Origin of the sequence: Yersinia sp. 22-579 (assembly GCF_030433455.1) — a bacterium.
In the GTDB taxonomy this organism is placed as follows: domain Bacteria; phylum Pseudomonadota; class Gammaproteobacteria; order Enterobacterales; family Enterobacteriaceae; genus Yersinia; species Yersinia enterocolitica.
In genome coordinates this window covers 71,169-89,276 of the sequence record NZ_JAUJTZ010000004.1, presented here as the reverse complement: position 1 = coordinate 89,276, position 18,108 = coordinate 71,169, and the positions used below count along the sequence as shown (strand labels likewise).

Here is an 18,108-nt window from a genome sequence, read left to right as displayed (position 1 = left end):
CGGTAAATAGTCATGCAGGAGTCATAACGTGGACATTGAATTAACAGGTAATGAAACGCCAGAAGAGTTGGAAGCACTGATCGATGGGTTTGGTGATGTGGATATTTCTGATATAACACAGACAGCAGCGGTAACGACTACCCCAGTTGCTGCTGTTACTGAAGATACCAATGCAGTAGTCAATACGGGCGATAAGAAAGACGAGCCGACGCCGGGCGCGAGTACAGCACAAACCACGGAAGTGCCAATCACTAAAACGGCTGCAACCACGCAAACTGCAACAACTGAAGGTACTGAGAAGCCAAAAGGTATTCTCAGCAAAGACGGTCAGCATGTTATTCCTTATGACGTACTGGTGGCTGAGCGGACAGAAAAACAGCGCTTAGCAGGCACCAATCAGCAAACGGCAACGGAGTTAGCTGAAGCGAAACGCCAACTGGCAGCGTTAACGCGACAAATCAACTCTGCTGGTATGCAGCCCGTTCCCTTACCTGAAAAAGCACAGGTTACCCCTGAGCAAATCAATTTCATCCGTGAAAACTTTCCTGAGATGGCGGCAGTGCTGGACACCGTGGTGCAGAAAATCGATTACCTGCAACAAGGCCAGCCAGCACAAGCAGCTAATCAGCCGAGTGGTAATCCAGTTGCAGATGCCATCAATGCCGTACCTGATTTGAAGTCATGGCAGGATCAAGACCCTGACCGCTTCACACTGGCGGTACACATTGATACGAATCTGCAAAATGACCCTGCATGGAAAGACAAGTCTTTAACTGAGCGCTTTGCGGAAGTCGCGAAACGCACCAAGGCTGCTTACGGTGAATCGGTCGAACCGGTTCAACAAGAGCAGGCTACGACCACCACCACTGCGGCCACGCAGACCACCGCAGATGTGCAACGGATTGCAGCCGAGAAACTGGCCGCTGCCACTGCGGCGACTCAAGTCCCTGGCTCACCATCAGATCTTGGCGTAACAACAACTCATACAGCTTCGCCCTTGGAGCAGGCCGCTAACGCTTCTCCAGATCAGTTACAGGCAATGTTTGCCGGTATGACTGATGCCCAGATTGAAGCGTTGTTAGAGCAGGCAATCTAAACACCTTACTGACTTAAACCTCAACCCGCTTCGGCGGGTTTTTTATTTATGGAGTATCTATGACCACTATCACCTCTGCCCAAGCGAATAAGCTGATGCAGGTAGCGCTGTTCACGGCTGCAAACCGTAACCGCTCATTTGTTAACGTGTTAACCGAACAACAGGAAGCGCCGAAGTCGGTCAATCCTGATAAGAAAGGTACCACTCAAACCAGCCACAATGCGCCGGTTGTGCGTATCACTGACCTGCAAAAGCAGAAGGGTGATGAAGTAGATATGCAGATCGTGCACAAACTGTCTAAGCGTCCAACTATGGGCGATGAGAAGTTAGCGGGGCGCGGCGAAAATCTGGCATTCGCGGATTTCTCGCTGAAGATTAACCAAGGCCGCCACCTGGTTGATGCTGGCGGCAAGATGTCTGAGCAGCGCTTCAAGCACAACCTGAACAAGACCGCCCGCACCTTGCTGGGAACTTACTTCAACGATGTGCAGGATCAGTCTGCGACCTTCCATCTGGCGGGGGCGCGTGGTGATTACATGGCAGATGACACTATTGTGCCGCTGGCTGATCACGGTGAGTTTGGCAAGATCATGATTAACGATGTGTTGCCGCCAACCTATGATCGCCATTTCTATTCTGGTGATGCAACTTCAATGGAAACATTGGATGCAGCGGACCTGTTCACGCTGGCCACTGTCGATAACATTGCTTTGTTCCTTGATGAAATGGCTCACCCGTTACAGCCCATCCGTATGTCTAAGGATGAGCTGGCTAATGAGGATCCGTACTTTGTGCTGTACGTGACACCGCGCCAGTGGAATGACTGGTATACCTCGACGTCCGGTAAAGACTGGCAAGCTATGATGACCCGAGCAGTGCAGCGTTCTAAGGGCTTCGATCACCCGCTATTCAAAGGCGAATGTGCCATGTGGCGTAACGTGCTGGTGCGGAAATATGGCGGTACCCCCGTTCGCTTTAATACGGGTTCTAAGGTGCTGGTATCCAATAATGACTTGGCGGCCTCCACCAAGATTATCACCACCGGCACCACCATTGACCGCGCTATGCTGCTGGGCGGTCAGGCACTGGCTAACGCTTACGGTACTGGCGATGGTGGCGGTTTCTTCGGTTACAACGAAGAGAAAGTGGACCATGGCAACGGTACTGAAGTCTCTATCCGCTGGATTAACGGTTTGAAGAAGATCCGCTTCAAACAGAAAGATGGCCGAGTCAATGACCACGGCGTCATGGTAGTGGACTCAGCGGTCACTCTGGGCAAGTAATCCCTCAGTAATTCAATACGCTAATACCCCAAGGGGCAGGCTTCGGCCTGCTCTCTTTTTGTCTGGAGAAAAATGTTATGACAATTATTAAAGCGCCTTCTATTGGCGATGCGGTATATCAAGGCCCGCAAGGAAACCTGTCACTGGCTGAAGGGCAGATTATTTTGAAAGATGCTGCTGCCGGTGATGTGATTGAGTTTTTGGAATTGCCTATCGGTATGCGAATTTATGGTGTGAGTGTGGTCAGCGAAGCGCTGGGTGCAGGTGTCACCGTAGAGGTTAAGAGCGGAACCGCCTCATTAGTGGCCGCTGCTAGCCATGCCGCTGCTGTCGCAAAGAATGTGCCAATTGTTCCTTACAGCACACAAACAGCAGGCGAGAAAGTGACTGCGGTGATTGCCGGTGGTGCAGCAAATGGCCGTCTGGTGGTGAATATCCTGTACGTGGCTGTCGGTTACTAATTTCATACCTTTCCCCTCTCAGCCTGCTTCGGTGGGCTTTTTACTGTCTGTTATTTACTGCCCGCAATCTGGAGTTTCCCATGCCTAATAAAATCGCAGTGGTCTATATCGGCCCAAAAGAAAAAAAACGTGACACTATTACCGGTAGTCGCCTGGTCTTCCCGCGCCATAAACCGGTTGAAGTTGAAAGTGCTATTGCTCATCAACTGCTGGATTTCCCAACGGTATTTATCCGTCACGATGAATTGGAAAGTACGCTCAATCTGCAACAAGCCTCAGAGCAAGAACATGCAGAATTAGCGGCGCAATTGATAGAACAAGCCAAACTTGAGGCCGCAAAAAATAGTTTTGTCCTGAAGATCGGTGGTGATGAGGTTGATATTGCCAAACTGACCTCGGTTCAACTGGCCACCTTAGTCGAATCTGAAGATCTGGATATCAAGCAGGGTGCTCAGGAAAAGGTAGATGATTTCCGCGTGCGTGTTCGCGAAGCCATTCAGGCCAAGAGCGCCGCCAGCACCGAGGCCGAATAACCATGGCAACACTTGACGCATTTCTGCCAACCATACGAAAGCATATCAGCGGCCCGCTGGATATCATGATGAAACAGGCCGCTTTAGAAGCCGCGATCACCTTTTGTCGTGAGTCATTATTCTGCCGTGACGCGGTCACTTTTAATGATATTACTCCGGGTACGACTTATATCCTGACGGACAGTGAGCTGGTGAAATGCGTCAAGCGGCTACGGGTTGTAGACCTCACTAATCAGCTTAGTAATGCCAGTGCGCCGGGTGTCATGCTGACGGCAGGCATTGAATTTACCGTCAAGTCTGCCAATCAAATCACTTTCAATCAGCCGTTGACCAAAGTGACGGTGGATTTTGCCATTGAACCCAAGCGTGATGTAACTGAAGTGCCGGATGTATTGGCAGATGATTACGCTGATGTGATCGCCATTGGTGCGCTGGAAGATTTATTTATCATGCCGGGCAAACCGTGGACCGATCCGCAGCGCTCACAATATTTTGGCGTGCGCTTTGTCGATGGCTATCGTCGCGCATTCCGTGAGGCGCTGGATAACTCCCCGATCACCGCCTTCAATAACCCAATTCGTAAACACGAGTTCTTCTAATGATCACTATTGCCGAGATTATTGGGCGGGTTAATACCCAGCTCAAAGATACTGCATGGTTACGCTGGCCGTTGGCGGAGCTATGTGATTATTACAATGATGCTATCCGGGCCGTTATTCTGGCGCGACCTGATGCGGGCGCTACGACTGAAGTGATGACCAGTGAAGTGGGAACCAGACAGAGGTTGCCGGAGGGCGCGATCCGCTTAATTGAGATGATTCGTTTAGTCGATGGCCGGGCATTAAGGCCGGTACCGCGCGATGTACTGGATAGCCAATACCCTGACTGGCATCAGATGACTGGTTCAATTGAGCGTTACACCTATAACGAATTGACACCCAAAGTGTATTACCTGTTTCCGGGCGCTGCTCAGCCTACGGATATCGAGGCGGTCGTGGCCAGAGTTCCGATGGCCGTTGCTATCAATGATCTGGCGGATAAAACGCCGGTACCGATTGATGAGCTCTATGTGAATCCGTTGGTGGATTGGATGTTGTTTCGTTCATTTAGTAAAGATGGTGACGCCGGAGCTAATCTCAATTTAGCGATGCAGCATTACCAGGCATTCAGCGACCAGTTGGGGGTTAAACAGAACTCAGAGAGTTTCGCCCAGCAATTGAAAGAGGCGCAGTATCAGGGAGGTGGACAGTGAGCGTAACAGTTTCCGGCATTATGATTAACCCGGTGGGTGAGCCGGTGGTCAATGCACAAATCACCCTTACTGCGGTAGCAAATAGTCTGACTGTCCTAAATACTTTTTCAGTTACGGTAAGAACAGACAACACAGGTGCATACCGCATCCAGTTGGAAGAGGGTAGCTACTCTATTACGGTGGCGGCCAATGGCCGTAGTTTTGTCTATGGTGCGGTTACGCTGGATAACACTACCGGCCCCAGTACCCTTAATCAGTTGCTGAAGCAGCAGATTATGGAGTCAGAGCTAACACCTGATGTGATCCTGTATTTTCGGCAAATCCAACAGCAGGTAGCCAATGATCTGGCGACCATTAAGGTTTTAGAAAGCAGTGCCACAGATGCGACAGAGAGCGCCGCCCATTATCGTGACGAAGCAAAACAGTATGCAGCGGATTTAGACACTGCGTTGGCAGTCGCACAAGGTTACCGGGATGAGTCGGGTGTCAGTGCCGCTGCCGCCGCTAAATCAGCGATTCATGCGTTTGAAAGTGAGAGTGTTGTTATTGCTAACGCCAATGCTGCGGCTTTGTCTGAAGCCAATACTTTGCAGTATAGAAATGAGGCCCAGTCAGCAGCAGACGAAGTATCAACACTCGCAGCTGAACAGACCGCCACTAAAATTAAGCTGGCAGTGAAAACGGATGCAGATCGGGCTGAAGCTGCTCGCGAAGGTGCCGAAACCGCACAATTAGCGGTTGATACCCAGGTCGGTGAAGTTAACCGACTGCATACTGAAGTGGGGCAATTAGCCTCTGCTGCTGCCGGTAGTGCGAACAGTGCCGCCCAATCCGCCAGTGAAAGCGAAAGCAGCAAGAACGCCGCCGCTCAGAGTGAGCAATCTGCTTTGGCTGGTGCCGAGGCAGCGGGAAACGCAGCAACAGAGGCCGCGGGAGATAAAACTGCCGCCAAGGGGTTTCGGGATGAAGCGGAACAGTTCGCCGCAAGGGCGAAAGCATCAGCAGAAAGCATCGATGTATCAGCGCTTGAACAACAGATTAATCAGAAAGTTAGCCAGACTGAGTTTGATAAGGCCATCGCAGATAAGGCCAGCAATCAGGCGCTGACAGATGGGTTGGCCGGGAAGCTGGATACGACAGGAGGCACGTTAACAGGCCCCCTTATATTAGCCGGTGATGCCACAGACCCGAAAGGTGCAGTCACTAAGCAACAGTTAGACGCAAAGCCAGCTGGCGGTTTACCGCTACTGTTCAGTTGGTGGGAAGAAAACCGCACACACATCCCAGAGGGAACGGCCCCGCGCGATGGACAAGAACTTAGCAGGGCTTTATTCCCAGATGCATGGGCGGCGGCTCAAGCTAAAGGCCTTGTAATTACAGAGGCTGAATGGCAAGCCGACCCCCTCAAAAGAATGAAGTGGTCAAGCGGCAACGGCACTACAACATTTAGGCTGCCCGATGAGAACGGCAAATCCCCCGGTAGTGTGGGTGCGCCTGTCCGGCGTGGCGATGGCGCTAAATCAAATGGGGTTACCGGCACTATTCAGATGGATGCTTTTCAAGGGCATGCAATTGGACTATCCGGCACACGTAATAGTGGTGTTTTCGCGTATGTTGGTACCGGTGGTACTGTTGGGGTGAACACTATCGCTAATACCTCCGCAGTCACCGAAAACTTAGTTTTAAAAGACGATGGAACAAATGGAACACCTCGTGTTGCGGCAGAAACTCGGATGCTCAACGCAACGGGTTGCTATGTAATTCTACTTGCTGGTACGGCATTCAATGAAGGTCAGATAAATGCGCTGGAGCTGGCGACTCAAATAACATTGCTGACAACTCGAGTCACGACATTAGAGGCTAGAAAGCAACCACAATTCGCATATGTTTACCCAGGAGGAACTCAGGCATCACCGGGAAATATAACCCTGTCACAGCGCGTTGAAGTTACTAACCCATTTCCCGGCAGAAAAACCGATTGCCGTGTTGAAGTTCTAGTTGGTGCATGGGGTGAAATGCGAGACGGTAGTAATATTGGTTCTGGTTCATCATCCTATGGGATAGCCGCTTCATATGTAGATGACAAGATTGTTGTGGTTTCTGCAAACCAACAGCTCGGTTCGTATAGCCCATTGACTTTAAATGGATTTTCAAATAATGCCAATGTTGCTACAACACTCCCATACAGAGTTGCTGTATGGACAATAGATTGAGGTAACTATGGTTATTTACGCGATACCCGGTGAATCTACCGAGAGTATTTCTTACATCGAACCTTTTGCTTTGCCAGATAGCTACGTCATCATGTCTGGCCCACGACCCGATCCTACTTACTACGCAAATGAAAATGGTGAATGGTTACCTGGCCCCGCGCCGCGCGTTCTGCAACAGATGATTATTGAAGCTACGCAAAAGCAAACAGCTATTTTATCTCACGCATCGGACATCATTGGTGCTATTACTGATGAGATTGAGGGGCTGGTGGATAGTGAAGAAGATGTGCCAGATAAACTGCGATCTGATTTGAAAGCGTGGAAGCAATACCGTATTGCAGTGAAAAACGTTGATGTTTCTCTTGCGCCGGATATTGGGTGGCCGACAGAGCCGGAATAGGGATAGCAAAACCGGGCTTAATTACCCGGCTATTTCAATCGTATAGCCAGCGGCCAGCTTTTGCAGATTCTGCAAACATTCTTATTGTCAGTGGCTTTTTATTTTGGATAGGTTCTTTACGAGAAAAGAGTCCTTTTTCTTTCCAAGGAAAATAATTACTCCAATAGAAATTATCATAATTGACGTTAAATGCTTTGAAATAGGCGTCGGTGGCATCACTTATGTCTTCAAATACAAAATTATTTTGCAGCGCAGAATCGACTTCAACAGGGATTTTTTTGAAGGTAATTGTTGTTACCAAAGGAAGTTCTTTTTTAAAAAACTCGATAACCTGCTGTTCAACATTGGGGGACGTTACCATAATTGATCTTCCATTCGGACAATATTGTTGTAGCGTGTAGCCGTCTTAATGCTGATCTGAGTTATATCATTAGCTAAAATAATCCATCCAACGACAGGGACAGCACGACCAACAAACGCCCCTAGGTTGTTTACCCAAAATATTTTTATCTTTCTTAAGCTAAAAGATTTTTGTGTGAGAGTAGGAAGAACCCGACTCTTAAAGGTATAGCGTAGATGTTTTCTAAAAAATAGGGAGGCGGGGGAGGTTCCCGGCGTTGCAGTTAATGGTTTTCCGGGGACTGAAATATAGTTACCGCCAAGAATAAGGGATGCAACAGCTACCATATCTTGTACACCTAACTGCTCCTCTGTAACGTCAATCATAACCCAAAATAATAATTCCTGCGGCGTAAGGTTTACCATTCCTTTATAAAAATATGTTCCATTGAGTTGCTCAACCGTATCCATAACTTTTCCTTGTTATTGCCCTATATATTCCCGCCTAAGCATATTGGATTTGGATGATTACTCCAAACAATTATGGCGAGCAAAATTCTGAAAATATAACAACATCAGATATTTCCCACATATATTGAAAAATATCCTCTACCTCGCAGCCTGGTCGTTATGCGCCTTAAATTAAATAAATACCCCATTGCTCTCTTATCAACAACGCGCTAAATTACCCAAAGATGCCAAGCCTCACTTTTTAGTGGGGCTTTTTTTATGCCTGTCGGAAATCACTCACTATGTCAGCTATCGATATCACTACCATGCGTGGCGAAATGCCGCGGGCAGTGCCACATCTATTGCCAGAGCAAGCGGCGACCATTGCTAAAAACTGCCATTTTCGCCACGGCGTTATTACACCGGTTATGGCGGATGTTGATAGTGGGAAAACATTTAAGTTGAAGCCAACCACTATTTTCCGTTACCGCGATGATTATTGGTTTGCCTGGACTGACTTGGCAGATGCAATCCGCAGCCCGGTGGCGCAGGATAAATATGAGCGGGTCTATTTCACTGATGGCAAATATCCCAAGGTCACCAGCAATGAAATAGCGACTCAAGGAGAGGGTAATTTCCCGGCGGTGAGTTTTCGGCTGGGCATTCCAGCTCCAGTTAATCCTATTGAGGTCACTGCAATTACGCCGCCAGCTGATCATGGTGATGATGATCCAACCGATGACGATACCCGTTTTTATGTTGAAACCTATGTCACGGGCTACGGGGAAGAGGGGCCGCCGGGGCCAGTTTCGCAGGAAGTGACCATTGTGTACCCCGGCAGTAGCGTAGATCTCGCCCTGCAACCACCGGGCAGCCAGAATTCAAATATCACCCGCCGCCGCATTTATCGCTCTGCATCTGGCGGTGGGGTTGCTGATTATCTGCTGTTGGTCGAGTTGGACGTTGGTGTGCTTGTGTATCAGGACACTTTGCTTGATAAAGAACTTGGGCCGGTATTGGAAACCGAAAACTTCCTGATGCCGCCAGATGAAATGATTGGTTTGTGCCTGATGGCAAACGGTATAGCCGCTGGTTTTGCTGGTAACCAAGTCATGTTCTCTGAGGCGTTTCTCCCCTATGCCTGGCCGGAAAATTACAAGCAAAGTACCGAGCACGATATTGTGGCTATTGCACCTATTGGTGCCGGGCTGGTGGTGGGAACCAAAGGGCGGCCTTATCTGTTCAGTGGTATCACTCCGTCCAATATAACCAACGCCAAGTTACCGGTGATGCAAGCCTGTGTCAGCCGCCGCAGCATGGTGAGTATGGATAGCTTTGCGCTCTACGCGTCACCCAATGGGTTGGTATCGGTTGATAGTGCTGGCAATGCATTAGTTGCCACTGAGCAGATTATCGAGCCACGGCAATGGCGGAAAAACTTCAATCCTGAAAGTATCAAAGCATGGCAGGTGGAAGGCGAATATCTGGCGATTTACCAGACGGCAAAAGGAACCAGCGCCGGATTTATTTTCGATCCACAAGCGATGGATATCCGTCACCTGACCACCGTTTTTGATACGGCCTTTAATGATCTGGAGTCGGATACGCTCTACACCATTAAAGGCGATAAATTAACCATCTCTCAAGTCAGCACCACGCCGTTGCCGATCACATGGCGCAGCAAACCATTTCTGGCCCCTCCCGGCACCTCATTTTCCTGCTTGCGTATCATGAGTGAGAGTGTAATTCGCGTGGGGGTCAATTTGATTGTTGATGGTGCGCCGGTGCTGTCGCTGCCGCCAGGCTCCTTAATGGATGGGCTTCTGAAGTTGCCGCCGATCACCGGCCGCAAATGGACGGTTGAGGTCTGGGGTTACGCGCAAGTTGACCGTATTACCCTGAGTACCTCAATGGCGGAGATGCCAGCATGACCAAAGGATTCCGTGCGGGTCGTGATGCTGCGGCACTCTCTGAAAATATTGAGGTGTTGACCGGGCAGCGCGGTGACGGTCGTCATCGTGCCGTCACTTATGCCGAGTTGGCTGATTTGGATTTAGCCAAGTTACGTGCAGGGGCGGGCGGTAAATTACAGCTCAAACCTCATCCCAATGATAATACTGGCCCGGCCCCCTCTTTTCCCACTCAACCACGAAACTTTAAAGCCAACGGCGGTTTTGGCGCGGTACTGCTGGAATGGGAGATGCCGAATTACCGTGGGCATTCGCTGACGGAAATCTACCGCAGCACTGAAGATAACCTGGCTAATGCGGTGATGGTAGCCAGCTCGGCGGCAGCGGTTTATGGCGACCCAGTTGACCCGGGTTGGCAAGGGTATTACTGGATCCGCTTTATCAATTCTGCTGGTGTGGCGGGGCCATATAACGCCAGTGAGGGAACACCGGCCAAAACCGCTGCTGATATTGATGAAATCATTGACCTGATTAATAAGGAGATTAATGACTCTCCATTAATCGGTGAGCTGACCAATAGCGTCAATGATCTTGACCAGAATGGCGGCCAGGCATTTCAGAAAATGTGGAGCACCAAAGTTGATGCCAGCGGCATCACCGCAGGTATCGGAATTGTCGCTGGCAGGGATGCTGAGGGTAAACCCATTGCTCAGGTCGCCATATCGGCCAGTCAGTTTTTTGTCTTTGACCCAAACAATCCAACCGATACCGGTTCCTATGCGATTCCGTTTTCTATTTCCGGCGGGCGAGTGGTCATTGATGAGGCTGCCATTCGTGAAGCCACTATTAAGATTTTGAACGCTCAAACGATTATCGCTGATGAAGTTAAAGCGGGGATCAGCATTTCAACGCCCACGCTCAATAGCGCCACGATAAATAACGGTAAGTTCACAGTTGATGCCGCCGGTAATCTGAAAATTGGCGACCTATTCAGTGTTTCAAATACGGGAAGAATTACCATCAGGCAAGGTGCAGGCAGTATTGGCCTGGTTATCACTAACGAGAGAATAGAGGTTTATGATGAGAAAGGTGCGCTTATGGTTCGTCTTGGCAAGCTTGATTAGTTTAACCGCGTGTATGTCCGTGGGTAAGAATCCCCCTCCTGATTTTAACTTTAACGGTATCTGGCAGTGTCGCGCTACGGTTTAGAAGTATTCCGCCCTGATGGCACATCAGTCGTGATGGATAACAAAACTACGGTCACTAAAATAGTTGGCATGGGCAGTAAAGGTACTTCATATGGGGAATGGAATACGGGGATTACTATTCCTTCTGGCTATGACTATTTTCTTTGGATGTCTTCTTATGCCTGGCTTGATTACACCGTTAGTGGTAGTCAGTGGGTACCAGGTGGATTCGCTTATAATCAACCTTATTTAGACGCTAACCGTACACTGAAAGTAAACTCAGTTAATTATTATGGTGCTATTCCATCTTCATATTATGGTGTTTATATCTGGCCCGCTTCTGGATCGGTGGGCGGTTATGGTATCCAATTTATGGGGGTTAATAACTTCACCGGCATTAGCAATATCAGTCAATTCTCTTGCCTGTTATTTAAAGGTGAAGTTGATATAAATGATGGCTGGTTACCCAGTTATATTAATCCGGCATTCGCAGCCGATCAGGTGATGTGTTATTTCTACACAACAGATGCCAGTAAAACCATTTGTATGTCGCCTGACCCCACTGACCGCCGATATCGGGTTTTTTATGTCAATGGCGGTGGCGGCGCGACTATTAGAGCCAAGGTCTGTATCTTTGGTAATGGTGCGTTAAATCGCAGCAAATATGGCTTGGAAATCTATTCAAAACAAAATGGCTCAGTGGTTTATAACTCTGGCTACGATATTTTGGCCCGCCCTAAATTGGTTCCTTTAACCGGTGCAGCATTAGGCTCAATGCGGAGTGTTGAGGGCATTGCCCGACCAATGTACGCGCCGTGCAATATTGGTGCGATGTACAGTTACCCGTGGCAGGTTTATGTCTGGGTGAACAGCAACGGCACGCAGATTGGCCCTGCTTGGGGATGGGCCAGAAATCAACCGGCATCCCATGGCCCATTAACCTATTACGTTTCAAGTATTCCTATCATGGTGCTGGATGCTGCAAACTACTTTCACTTCTAAACTGGCCCGAATAGCCAGCGATGCCGGTGATCCGGAACTCCTCATTCATGTCCAAGACGCCTGCCGTAACAAGCAGGCGTTTTGCTTTTCAGCGGACGATGCAGTGATAGTCCTGCGCCCGCGAATGAAAGAAGGCATTCCTTATGTGGTGGTTTGGCTGGGTATCAGTAGCGGGCCGCAAGGTTTGGTTAAGTACACGCCGGAGGTTCAGCAACTGACTCGGATGATAGGCGGACGCTGGGCGGAGTTTTATACAGCACGAAAAGGGTTTATCCGAATTGCGCGGCGTCTCGGTTTTGAGCGTCTGGTGGACGAAGATGGACTGATGAAATTCAAAATACCGGTTTAATGTAAACGAGTAGATAAGCGAAAGCCCCGAACTGTTAGCCGCAGCCGGGGCTTTCTACTTTCTGCACCTTGAAAAAGGCAAGGGAGAAGATGGGTGAATATTAACCTAGGAGAATGGGTTGTGAAAGCTCTAGAACTGTTTGAACGAAGTAAAACACTCCGGCGCATGTATTACTCCACTGTACTGGTCGGCATTTTATATGGTGTGGCCAGCGTGCTATCCGTAGTTCGTTGGTGGTGAAAATGGGAGGTCATTATGGGAAAAGGTGGCGGTAGCACCGAGGTGAAAGAAACCTCTCAGGAACTGGCAGCGGCTGAAATTGCGGGTAAACAATGGACGCTGTACCAGAACGAACTTAAGCCAATGGAAAATCTGTTTATTAGCAAAGTAGACAGTATGAATAACGAGTCGAAATACGACGATGCTGCTGGGACCGTCAACTTAGGTTATCAACAGGAGTTTGGTAAGGCACGCCAACAGGCGGCGACTGAATTGTCTGCGGGTGGTGTTGATCCGAGTAGCGGTAAATTCCAGGGAACACTACAAACGTTGCAAAGTGACCAGGTAGCAGGGCAAATCGACACGACTAACCGGGCGCAAACCTCACAACAAGATAAATATGTTGCCGGTTTGCAAGATGTCGTCGCTATGGGTTCAGGGCAAAAAGCTGATGCACTGTCTGGTTATAGCAACATTGCCAGCCAGAGTTTAAGTAAAGCGACCAGCGATGCACAGAAGTCACTTAGCGACCGACAGGCAATAGGGCAATTAGTTGGTGCTGCTGGTGGTATGGCCGCTCGTAATTATGGGGTAAAGGATGTCAGCAGCAAATCGACTTATGGTCTCAAAGACGTGAGTAGTAAATCCACTGGCATCTTTGGCGGCAGCTAATGATAGGAGGTAGTTATGGGACAAGCATCTGATACCTATGCCAATCTTATTCGTGATCAGTATAACGATTGGCTCACTCGTTTTTATCCAAAGCAAAAAGAGCTGATGGGTTTGGCTACCAGCGGCGAACTAATGAATCAGCAATTAACCCGCGTCAGTGATAGTTCTGCCAACAGTCTGCGTTCTGCTCAGTTGGGTACTCAAAATCAGTTAGCGCGTTATGGCACTACTCAGACGGCAAACCCGAACGATAACAGTTTAGGTCTGCGCTCGGCACTGGCCACTGCCGGGGCGAAGAATGGTATCCGGGAGGCTGAGCAAGATCGGCAGATGAATATTTTAACCGGTGGCAGTGCAAGCCTACGTGAGCAAATGAGTATTGGCGGGGGGAGTAACTAATGGGATACGGACTGATTGATGTTGCACGGGATACTCGGCAGCAGGCCATGCAAGGGCTCGGTGATGCTTCTAACCGTGAGATACAGCGCGAATCTGCAAATGAGCAGCTCAAATCCCAACAGAAACAGAGCCAAATGAGCATGATTGGCGTGGGGGCCGGTACTGGCATGGCGGTTGGTGCAACCTATGGCGCTGCGGGTGGGCCGATTGGTGCGGGTATTGGTGCCGCAGTAGGTTTGCTGGCAAGTAGTTTCTTCTAAAGGATCATTATTATGGGTGTACAAGGTTTAGCAGACGGCTTCTTGGCAGGCTTCAATACTGCGGATCAGGCTATCAGTCGTGACCGTGAACTGGGTTTGCGGGATGCGGCACAACAACAACAGGTTAAGGACTCTGACCGTAACTATGGTCTGGCGCAGGATCAGGTTAACTGGCGCAAAGAAACTGACAATCGTGATCATCAATATAAATCACAGCGTGATAGCGTGGGTGATGAGCAGTGGAATAAGAACTATGGCTTGGCGCAGGCTAGTCAGCGCACGGCAAATGCCAGCTTGGGCATGCGGGCACAGGAACTCAATATGCGTAAGAACGAGTTTAATTTCCAACGTTCTCAAGCTGAGCGGCAGCAGCGCATGCAAGAAGAAATGCCGGTTGTTCAGGCGCTGTATAAGCAAATTGAAACCACCGGTCAGGTTGACCCTCAATTGTATGGGCAAATTTCAAAGGATAACCCGCTTCACCCTTCGCGTTTCTTTGGTCAGGGAGCAATTGATAATGTGATGGAGATTAACCAGATTATGCCGAAGGTGCTTTCCGGGGAAATGAACTATAACGACCCGAAAGTATTAAAAACGATGAATACTGTGCTGGCTCCCTATATTGAACGCAATATTGATGAAGTCGATCCAGAGTCAGGGAAGAAGATTAAGAGCAAAGAGTTGGCTCATATTGGTATCAGTGAAGATGGCAAGTTTGTTATTCCCGGTCTGAAAGTCACTTATAGCGATGGTTCAACCGCCAACAAACCTATGACTCAATTCGGTTCCGCTGATGTGAATGATAACCAGGTAGCTAAAATCCCTATCGATGAGTTTATGAATAAAGTCAGAGGTTACAGCCAGATGGTTGGTCAGCTTAACCAACCAGATAGGGCCAAGTTCATTGGCAGCATGGTTAACCCGCCAGATAAAGCCGCTATGCGTCAGGAAAGTGAGGGCTATCGTAAAGAACTGCTGGATATTAGCAAAGATGAAGGTAAGCAACTGGCTGCACTGAATAAAGATGGTGCGATGATGGATGAAAAACAACTGACTGCTGCAAAACAGGAGATTAAGAGCAGCTCGGAGCAACGCCGTCAGCAGGCCTCGGAACTCTACGGTGTTGGAGGGAGCCGTTCAACACAGAACCAATCAGGCATTGACACGGCAGAGTTGGAAGCATTTGCAGGCGAGTACCAAAATGAGTTTGGTGAAGCGCCTGATTTGAACAACCCACAGGATCAGAAGGTCTTTATGGCATGGAAGCAAAAGCGGCAGCAACCACAGCAAATGACAGAACCATCTCAGAGTGCGCAACCTGGCGCTACTCAGGGTGGCCCCGTTCCTGATAGTAATACAGCCCAACAGTTAAGGGAGATTCAAAGAGTGTACCAGAAGAGATAAATAATTTTAGAGTAAAACTAATTGAATAAACGACGGCCGCATAGTACTGTGTATGCATACAGTTATTGATGTGTACTGATGAAATAACCAGTAAGCAAATGTAAATAAGAAGAGCTACTATATGAAAAGTATGAGTTTTATTTATGGTTCATTTAATTACTGATGTTTATTAATCTAACTACACAGAGATAAATGATGAAAGAAGATTCCGATAATCAAGATGTTACGTGTCCGGAGTGTGGAGCTAAGAAATCTACAAAAGATGAAAAATGTATTTCATGCAATTATGACCCAACACTTGTGGCTAGTAGTGCAAGTTATCAAGCTAAATTTGCTGTAACAGCTCAGTTATTTAGGTCTGCTGGAAGTGTGATTCTTGAGCATAAATTAGGTTCTGATTGGAATCTTGGAAACAATGCAGCACTAGATTTCTTGATAAGAGTTGAACGAAAGTTTACAAGAAAAAGTAAACACCATGGTTTTTTAGAAAAAGACACACTACCTAATGCAATTCCTCAAATATTGAAGAATTATATCTCAGGGAAGATTGCATTTAGAGCTCTTGTTGAAAATACGATGGTTAAAATGCGCATGGAAGCGAATAGTGACCGACAAGGTAAACCTTCTGGTGGCGAGGTTGTTTTCATTCATTATGTAACTGCTGAAGATTTACATGGCTTTGGACGCTTGCTTGTAATTATGGTTGATAATAAAGGAGTTTTTGATTTTGATGAAAACTTAGTACCTAAGAAATTAAACTCAGTAGATATTGAAGCATTAAGACAAGCTGCGATGATTGATCTTAGTTTATTTAACGTAGCCTACCCTACAAATGATAGTGAACCATATGTGAAATTTATAGTAGGTAAGTCGCGAAGTGAGTTTTTTAAACGTTCTTTAGGTTGCAATCCTAAAATAGATAATAAAAGAAGTATTGAAGAAGTATTTAAAGCATTAACTAGTTTCTCTAGAGATATGAAATTAAGTATCCCTGAAGAAGATGGGATTCGAGATCATTTAAAAAACTATGTAGATAAAAAAGCAAAAGACAAAGTAAGTAAAGCAATTACATTACAAGATATAGAAAGAGAAATTGATAGATTCTTTTGTGATAAAGAGAATATTAAAAATAAGTTTGTTGATTATGTAAATCTAAAAGAGTTTAAGGTAGACCCTGTTTTTGAGCCAACTTTTGCTTCAGGGCTTGCAGCTACATCTATTGCAGTTAATGATGACACTAAAAATTATGACTGTAGGATTTCCATTAATGCAATTGGTAATAAAGGTGAGGGGAAACCTATTGTCTTTGACCAGAAAAACAAGACAATAACTATAAAAATCAGTGATGATAATGTTCAGCTTATTGCTGAAACAATCAGAAACAAGATATAAATGAGGGTATTATGAATAGTACTGATAAGTATCAATATATTTTCGATATGTTGAAAAACAATATATTTACCTATCAGCTTGGCTATTTGTCTGGGGAACTATCTGGGAAGTACCTTTCAGATGTCGGTACTATTCAAGATTCCCTAGAGTTTTGTGGACTTATGAATTACTCCCCCCCAAGGGATAATATACTCTTCATTAGCTTAAAACTTCAAGACTGGAAAGGGGGAGTGGCACTTATTTATCATAGCTTAGATCAATTCTGGGAACAGATTAAAGATACATTATGTATCCCTGAACAGTTTTATTTGCTCCCAAGTAAAGCTTCGTCACTTGACGCCACTGATTCTGAAGAAATTATTAAATATAAACTATATATTTCTATAATTAAAATTATAGCATTGACAGCAGATCATGAAATAAATAATGAGTTTGTATTTTTCATAACTGATGAGAATGGTGGAAAGAAAATAGATGTTAAGAATAATGCGACCAATGAAGAAATATTAAAAATTGAAGATGCAGAAAAAACCATTAAATGTCTTGATGTATTAGTGGATAAGTTGAATTTCAGTGACGTTCATAAGTCTGAGCGTAGATCAGTAACGCGATCAGCTTTAATGGAACTTTTAGAATATAGAAATGAATCTATTAATATGGCTGCCGTGTTGGAAAAATGTAAACATCTTGGCAGAAAGTATGACGAACTTTATGAGTTATATACAAATAGATTTTCAATTAATAAAATGCTTAATGAGTTGGATGAAAAAAGCATAGAGTTTACAAGTAAAATTAATGAGTATATATCTTCTAGTCAAAACAAAGCGTTCACAATTCCTGGGGCATTGATTGCAGTCGGTGCTTTAGTTAAGGTTGGTGGCGTTTTAGAAGCATCTCTCATTATGATCGGTCTATGGATGATATCATCAGTTACAAAATCAGCAAATGAAGTTTATAGGGATTCCTATAATTCTCTTGAAATAATAATCACTAGTGCTTTTAAAAAGTATTTGCGATTTGATGAGGGAGATGAAGTTACTACAAGTGCAAAAAGTATAGAAATAGATCTTGTGAAAAAAATATCAAAAGCAAAGGCAAGAATAAAAAGTATAGATCGCCTAGCCGATGGGCTAGTAATTCTTGGTGCTATTTATTTATGTTTGAATTTATTTTTCCCGTCTTTATCTTCAGGCGGATTAGTTAACCTGGTTAAAGAGTTGTTTTTTATTAAGTAGGCTTCAACTATAGCTATGATCTAATCACTTCTCAATTTCATTAAAGTGCGCT

General features: G+C 46.6%; 20 protein-coding genes. 18 read left to right on the top strand and 2 right to left on the bottom strand.

Annotated features, from left to right (window positions below; translation table 11 throughout):
- Positions 1–28: 28 nt before the first annotated feature.
- The 8 genes from QSV56_RS06195 to QSV56_RS06160 all read left to right on the top strand — a co-directional run bounded on the left by QSV56_RS06195 (position 29) and on the right by QSV56_RS06160 (position 7,238).
- Positions 29–1,096 carry a hypothetical protein gene (locus QSV56_RS06195; protein WP_301211483.1) on the top strand — a complete coding sequence of 356 codons (1,068 nt, stop codon included), beginning with the start codon at positions 29–31 and terminating at the stop codon, positions 1,094–1,096.
- Between the two features lie 59 nt (positions 1,097–1,155).
- On the top strand, positions 1,156–2,379 hold the full coding sequence (locus tag QSV56_RS06190) for a N4-gp56 family major capsid protein (protein ID WP_050877567.1): 1,224 nt from the start codon (positions 1,156–1,158) through the stop codon (positions 2,377–2,379).
- 77 nt (positions 2,380–2,456) lie between these two features.
- On the top strand, positions 2,457–2,840 hold the full coding sequence (locus tag QSV56_RS06185) for a hypothetical protein (RefSeq protein WP_301211477.1): 384 nt from the start codon (positions 2,457–2,459) through the stop codon (positions 2,838–2,840).
- Between the two features lie 80 nt (positions 2,841–2,920).
- Positions 2,921–3,373 (top strand): hypothetical protein, encoded by a 453-nt coding sequence (locus tag QSV56_RS06180; protein ID WP_301211474.1) that lies wholly within the window; start codon positions 2,921–2,923, stop codon positions 3,371–3,373.
- Positions 3,374–3,375: 2 nt separating this feature from the next.
- Entirely contained in the window at positions 3,376–3,972 is a 597-nt protein-coding gene (locus tag QSV56_RS06175; protein WP_172654126.1) for a hypothetical protein, read from the top strand.
- Positions 3,972–4,625, top strand: a complete 654-nt coding sequence (locus QSV56_RS06170) for a DUF6682 family protein (protein WP_301211470.1) — start codon at positions 3,972–3,974, stop codon at positions 4,623–4,625. Before QSV56_RS06175 ends, QSV56_RS06170 begins: the two co-directional genes overlap by 1 nt.
- Positions 4,622–6,838: a prophage tail fiber N-terminal domain-containing protein gene (locus QSV56_RS06165; RefSeq protein ID WP_301211467.1), complete on the top strand. Its 2,217-nt coding sequence runs from the start codon at positions 4,622–4,624 to the stop codon at positions 6,836–6,838. Before QSV56_RS06170 ends, QSV56_RS06165 begins: the two co-directional genes overlap by 4 nt.
- Before the next feature lie 7 nt (positions 6,839–6,845).
- Positions 6,846–7,238: a tail fiber assembly protein gene (locus QSV56_RS06160; protein ID WP_239873994.1), complete on the top strand. Its 393-nt coding sequence runs from the start codon at positions 6,846–6,848 to the stop codon at positions 7,236–7,238.
- Between the two features lie 34 nt (positions 7,239–7,272).
- On the opposite strand, the gene QSV56_RS06155 is transcribed toward QSV56_RS06160, so the two are convergent.
- On the bottom strand, positions 7,273–7,599 hold the full coding sequence (locus QSV56_RS06155; RefSeq protein WP_019079550.1) for a DUF1493 family protein: 327 nt from the start codon (positions 7,597–7,599) through the stop codon (positions 7,273–7,275).
- The gene (locus tag QSV56_RS06150) at positions 7,593–8,048 is read right to left on the bottom strand and encodes an STM2901 family protein (RefSeq protein ID WP_050920179.1); all 456 of its coding nucleotides are present in this window, start codon (positions 8,046–8,048) and stop codon (positions 7,593–7,595) included. The genes QSV56_RS06155 and QSV56_RS06150 overlap by 7 nt, the downstream gene beginning before the upstream one ends.
- Positions 8,049–8,329: 281 nt before the next feature.
- Here QSV56_RS06150 and QSV56_RS06145 point away from each other — a divergent pair, with 281 nt between their 5' ends.
- The 10 genes from QSV56_RS06145 (at position 8,330) to QSV56_RS06100 (ending at position 18,056) form a co-directional block, all read left to right on the top strand.
- The gene (locus tag QSV56_RS06145; protein ID WP_050920177.1) at positions 8,330–9,958 is read left to right on the top strand and encodes a hypothetical protein; all 1,629 of its coding nucleotides are present in this window, start codon (positions 8,330–8,332) and stop codon (positions 9,956–9,958) included.
- Positions 9,955–11,061, top strand: a complete 1,107-nt coding sequence (locus QSV56_RS06140) for a DUF1983 domain-containing protein (RefSeq protein ID WP_301211456.1) — start codon at positions 9,955–9,957, stop codon at positions 11,059–11,061. The genes QSV56_RS06145 and QSV56_RS06140 overlap by 4 nt, the downstream gene beginning before the upstream one ends.
- A 66-nt stretch (positions 11,062–11,127) precedes the next feature.
- Positions 11,128–12,126, top strand: a complete 999-nt coding sequence (locus tag QSV56_RS06135) for a hypothetical protein (RefSeq protein WP_050876347.1) — start codon at positions 11,128–11,130, stop codon at positions 12,124–12,126.
- The gene (locus QSV56_RS06130; protein ID WP_050946144.1) at positions 12,101–12,475 is read left to right on the top strand and encodes a hypothetical protein; all 375 of its coding nucleotides are present in this window, start codon (positions 12,101–12,103) and stop codon (positions 12,473–12,475) included. The genes QSV56_RS06135 and QSV56_RS06130 overlap by 26 nt, the downstream gene beginning before the upstream one ends.
- A 255-nt stretch (positions 12,476–12,730) precedes the next feature.
- The gene (locus tag QSV56_RS06125; protein WP_050875400.1) at positions 12,731–13,366 is read left to right on the top strand and encodes a hypothetical protein; all 636 of its coding nucleotides are present in this window, start codon (positions 12,731–12,733) and stop codon (positions 13,364–13,366) included.
- A 15-nt stretch (positions 13,367–13,381) separates the two neighbouring features.
- Complete coding sequence (locus tag QSV56_RS06120) at positions 13,382–13,765, top strand: hypothetical protein (protein ID WP_004712659.1); 384 nt, start codon at positions 13,382–13,384, stop codon at positions 13,763–13,765.
- Positions 13,765–14,025: a hypothetical protein gene (locus tag QSV56_RS06115; protein ID WP_050126862.1), complete on the top strand. Its 261-nt coding sequence runs from the start codon at positions 13,765–13,767 to the stop codon at positions 14,023–14,025. Before QSV56_RS06120 ends, QSV56_RS06115 begins: the two co-directional genes overlap by 1 nt.
- 12 nt (positions 14,026–14,037) lie before the next feature.
- Positions 14,038–15,429, top strand: a complete 1,392-nt coding sequence (locus QSV56_RS06110) for a hypothetical protein (protein ID WP_301211443.1) — start codon at positions 14,038–14,040, stop codon at positions 15,427–15,429.
- Between the two features lie 195 nt (positions 15,430–15,624).
- Complete coding sequence (locus tag QSV56_RS06105; RefSeq protein ID WP_050880632.1) at positions 15,625–16,821, top strand: nucleoid-associated protein; 1,197 nt, start codon at positions 15,625–15,627, stop codon at positions 16,819–16,821.
- 11 nt (positions 16,822–16,832) lie between these two features.
- Positions 16,833–18,056 carry a hypothetical protein gene (locus QSV56_RS06100; RefSeq protein ID WP_050880633.1) on the top strand — a complete coding sequence of 408 codons (1,224 nt, stop codon included), beginning with the start codon at positions 16,833–16,835 and terminating at the stop codon, positions 18,054–18,056.
- Positions 18,057–18,108 lie beyond the last annotated feature (52 nt).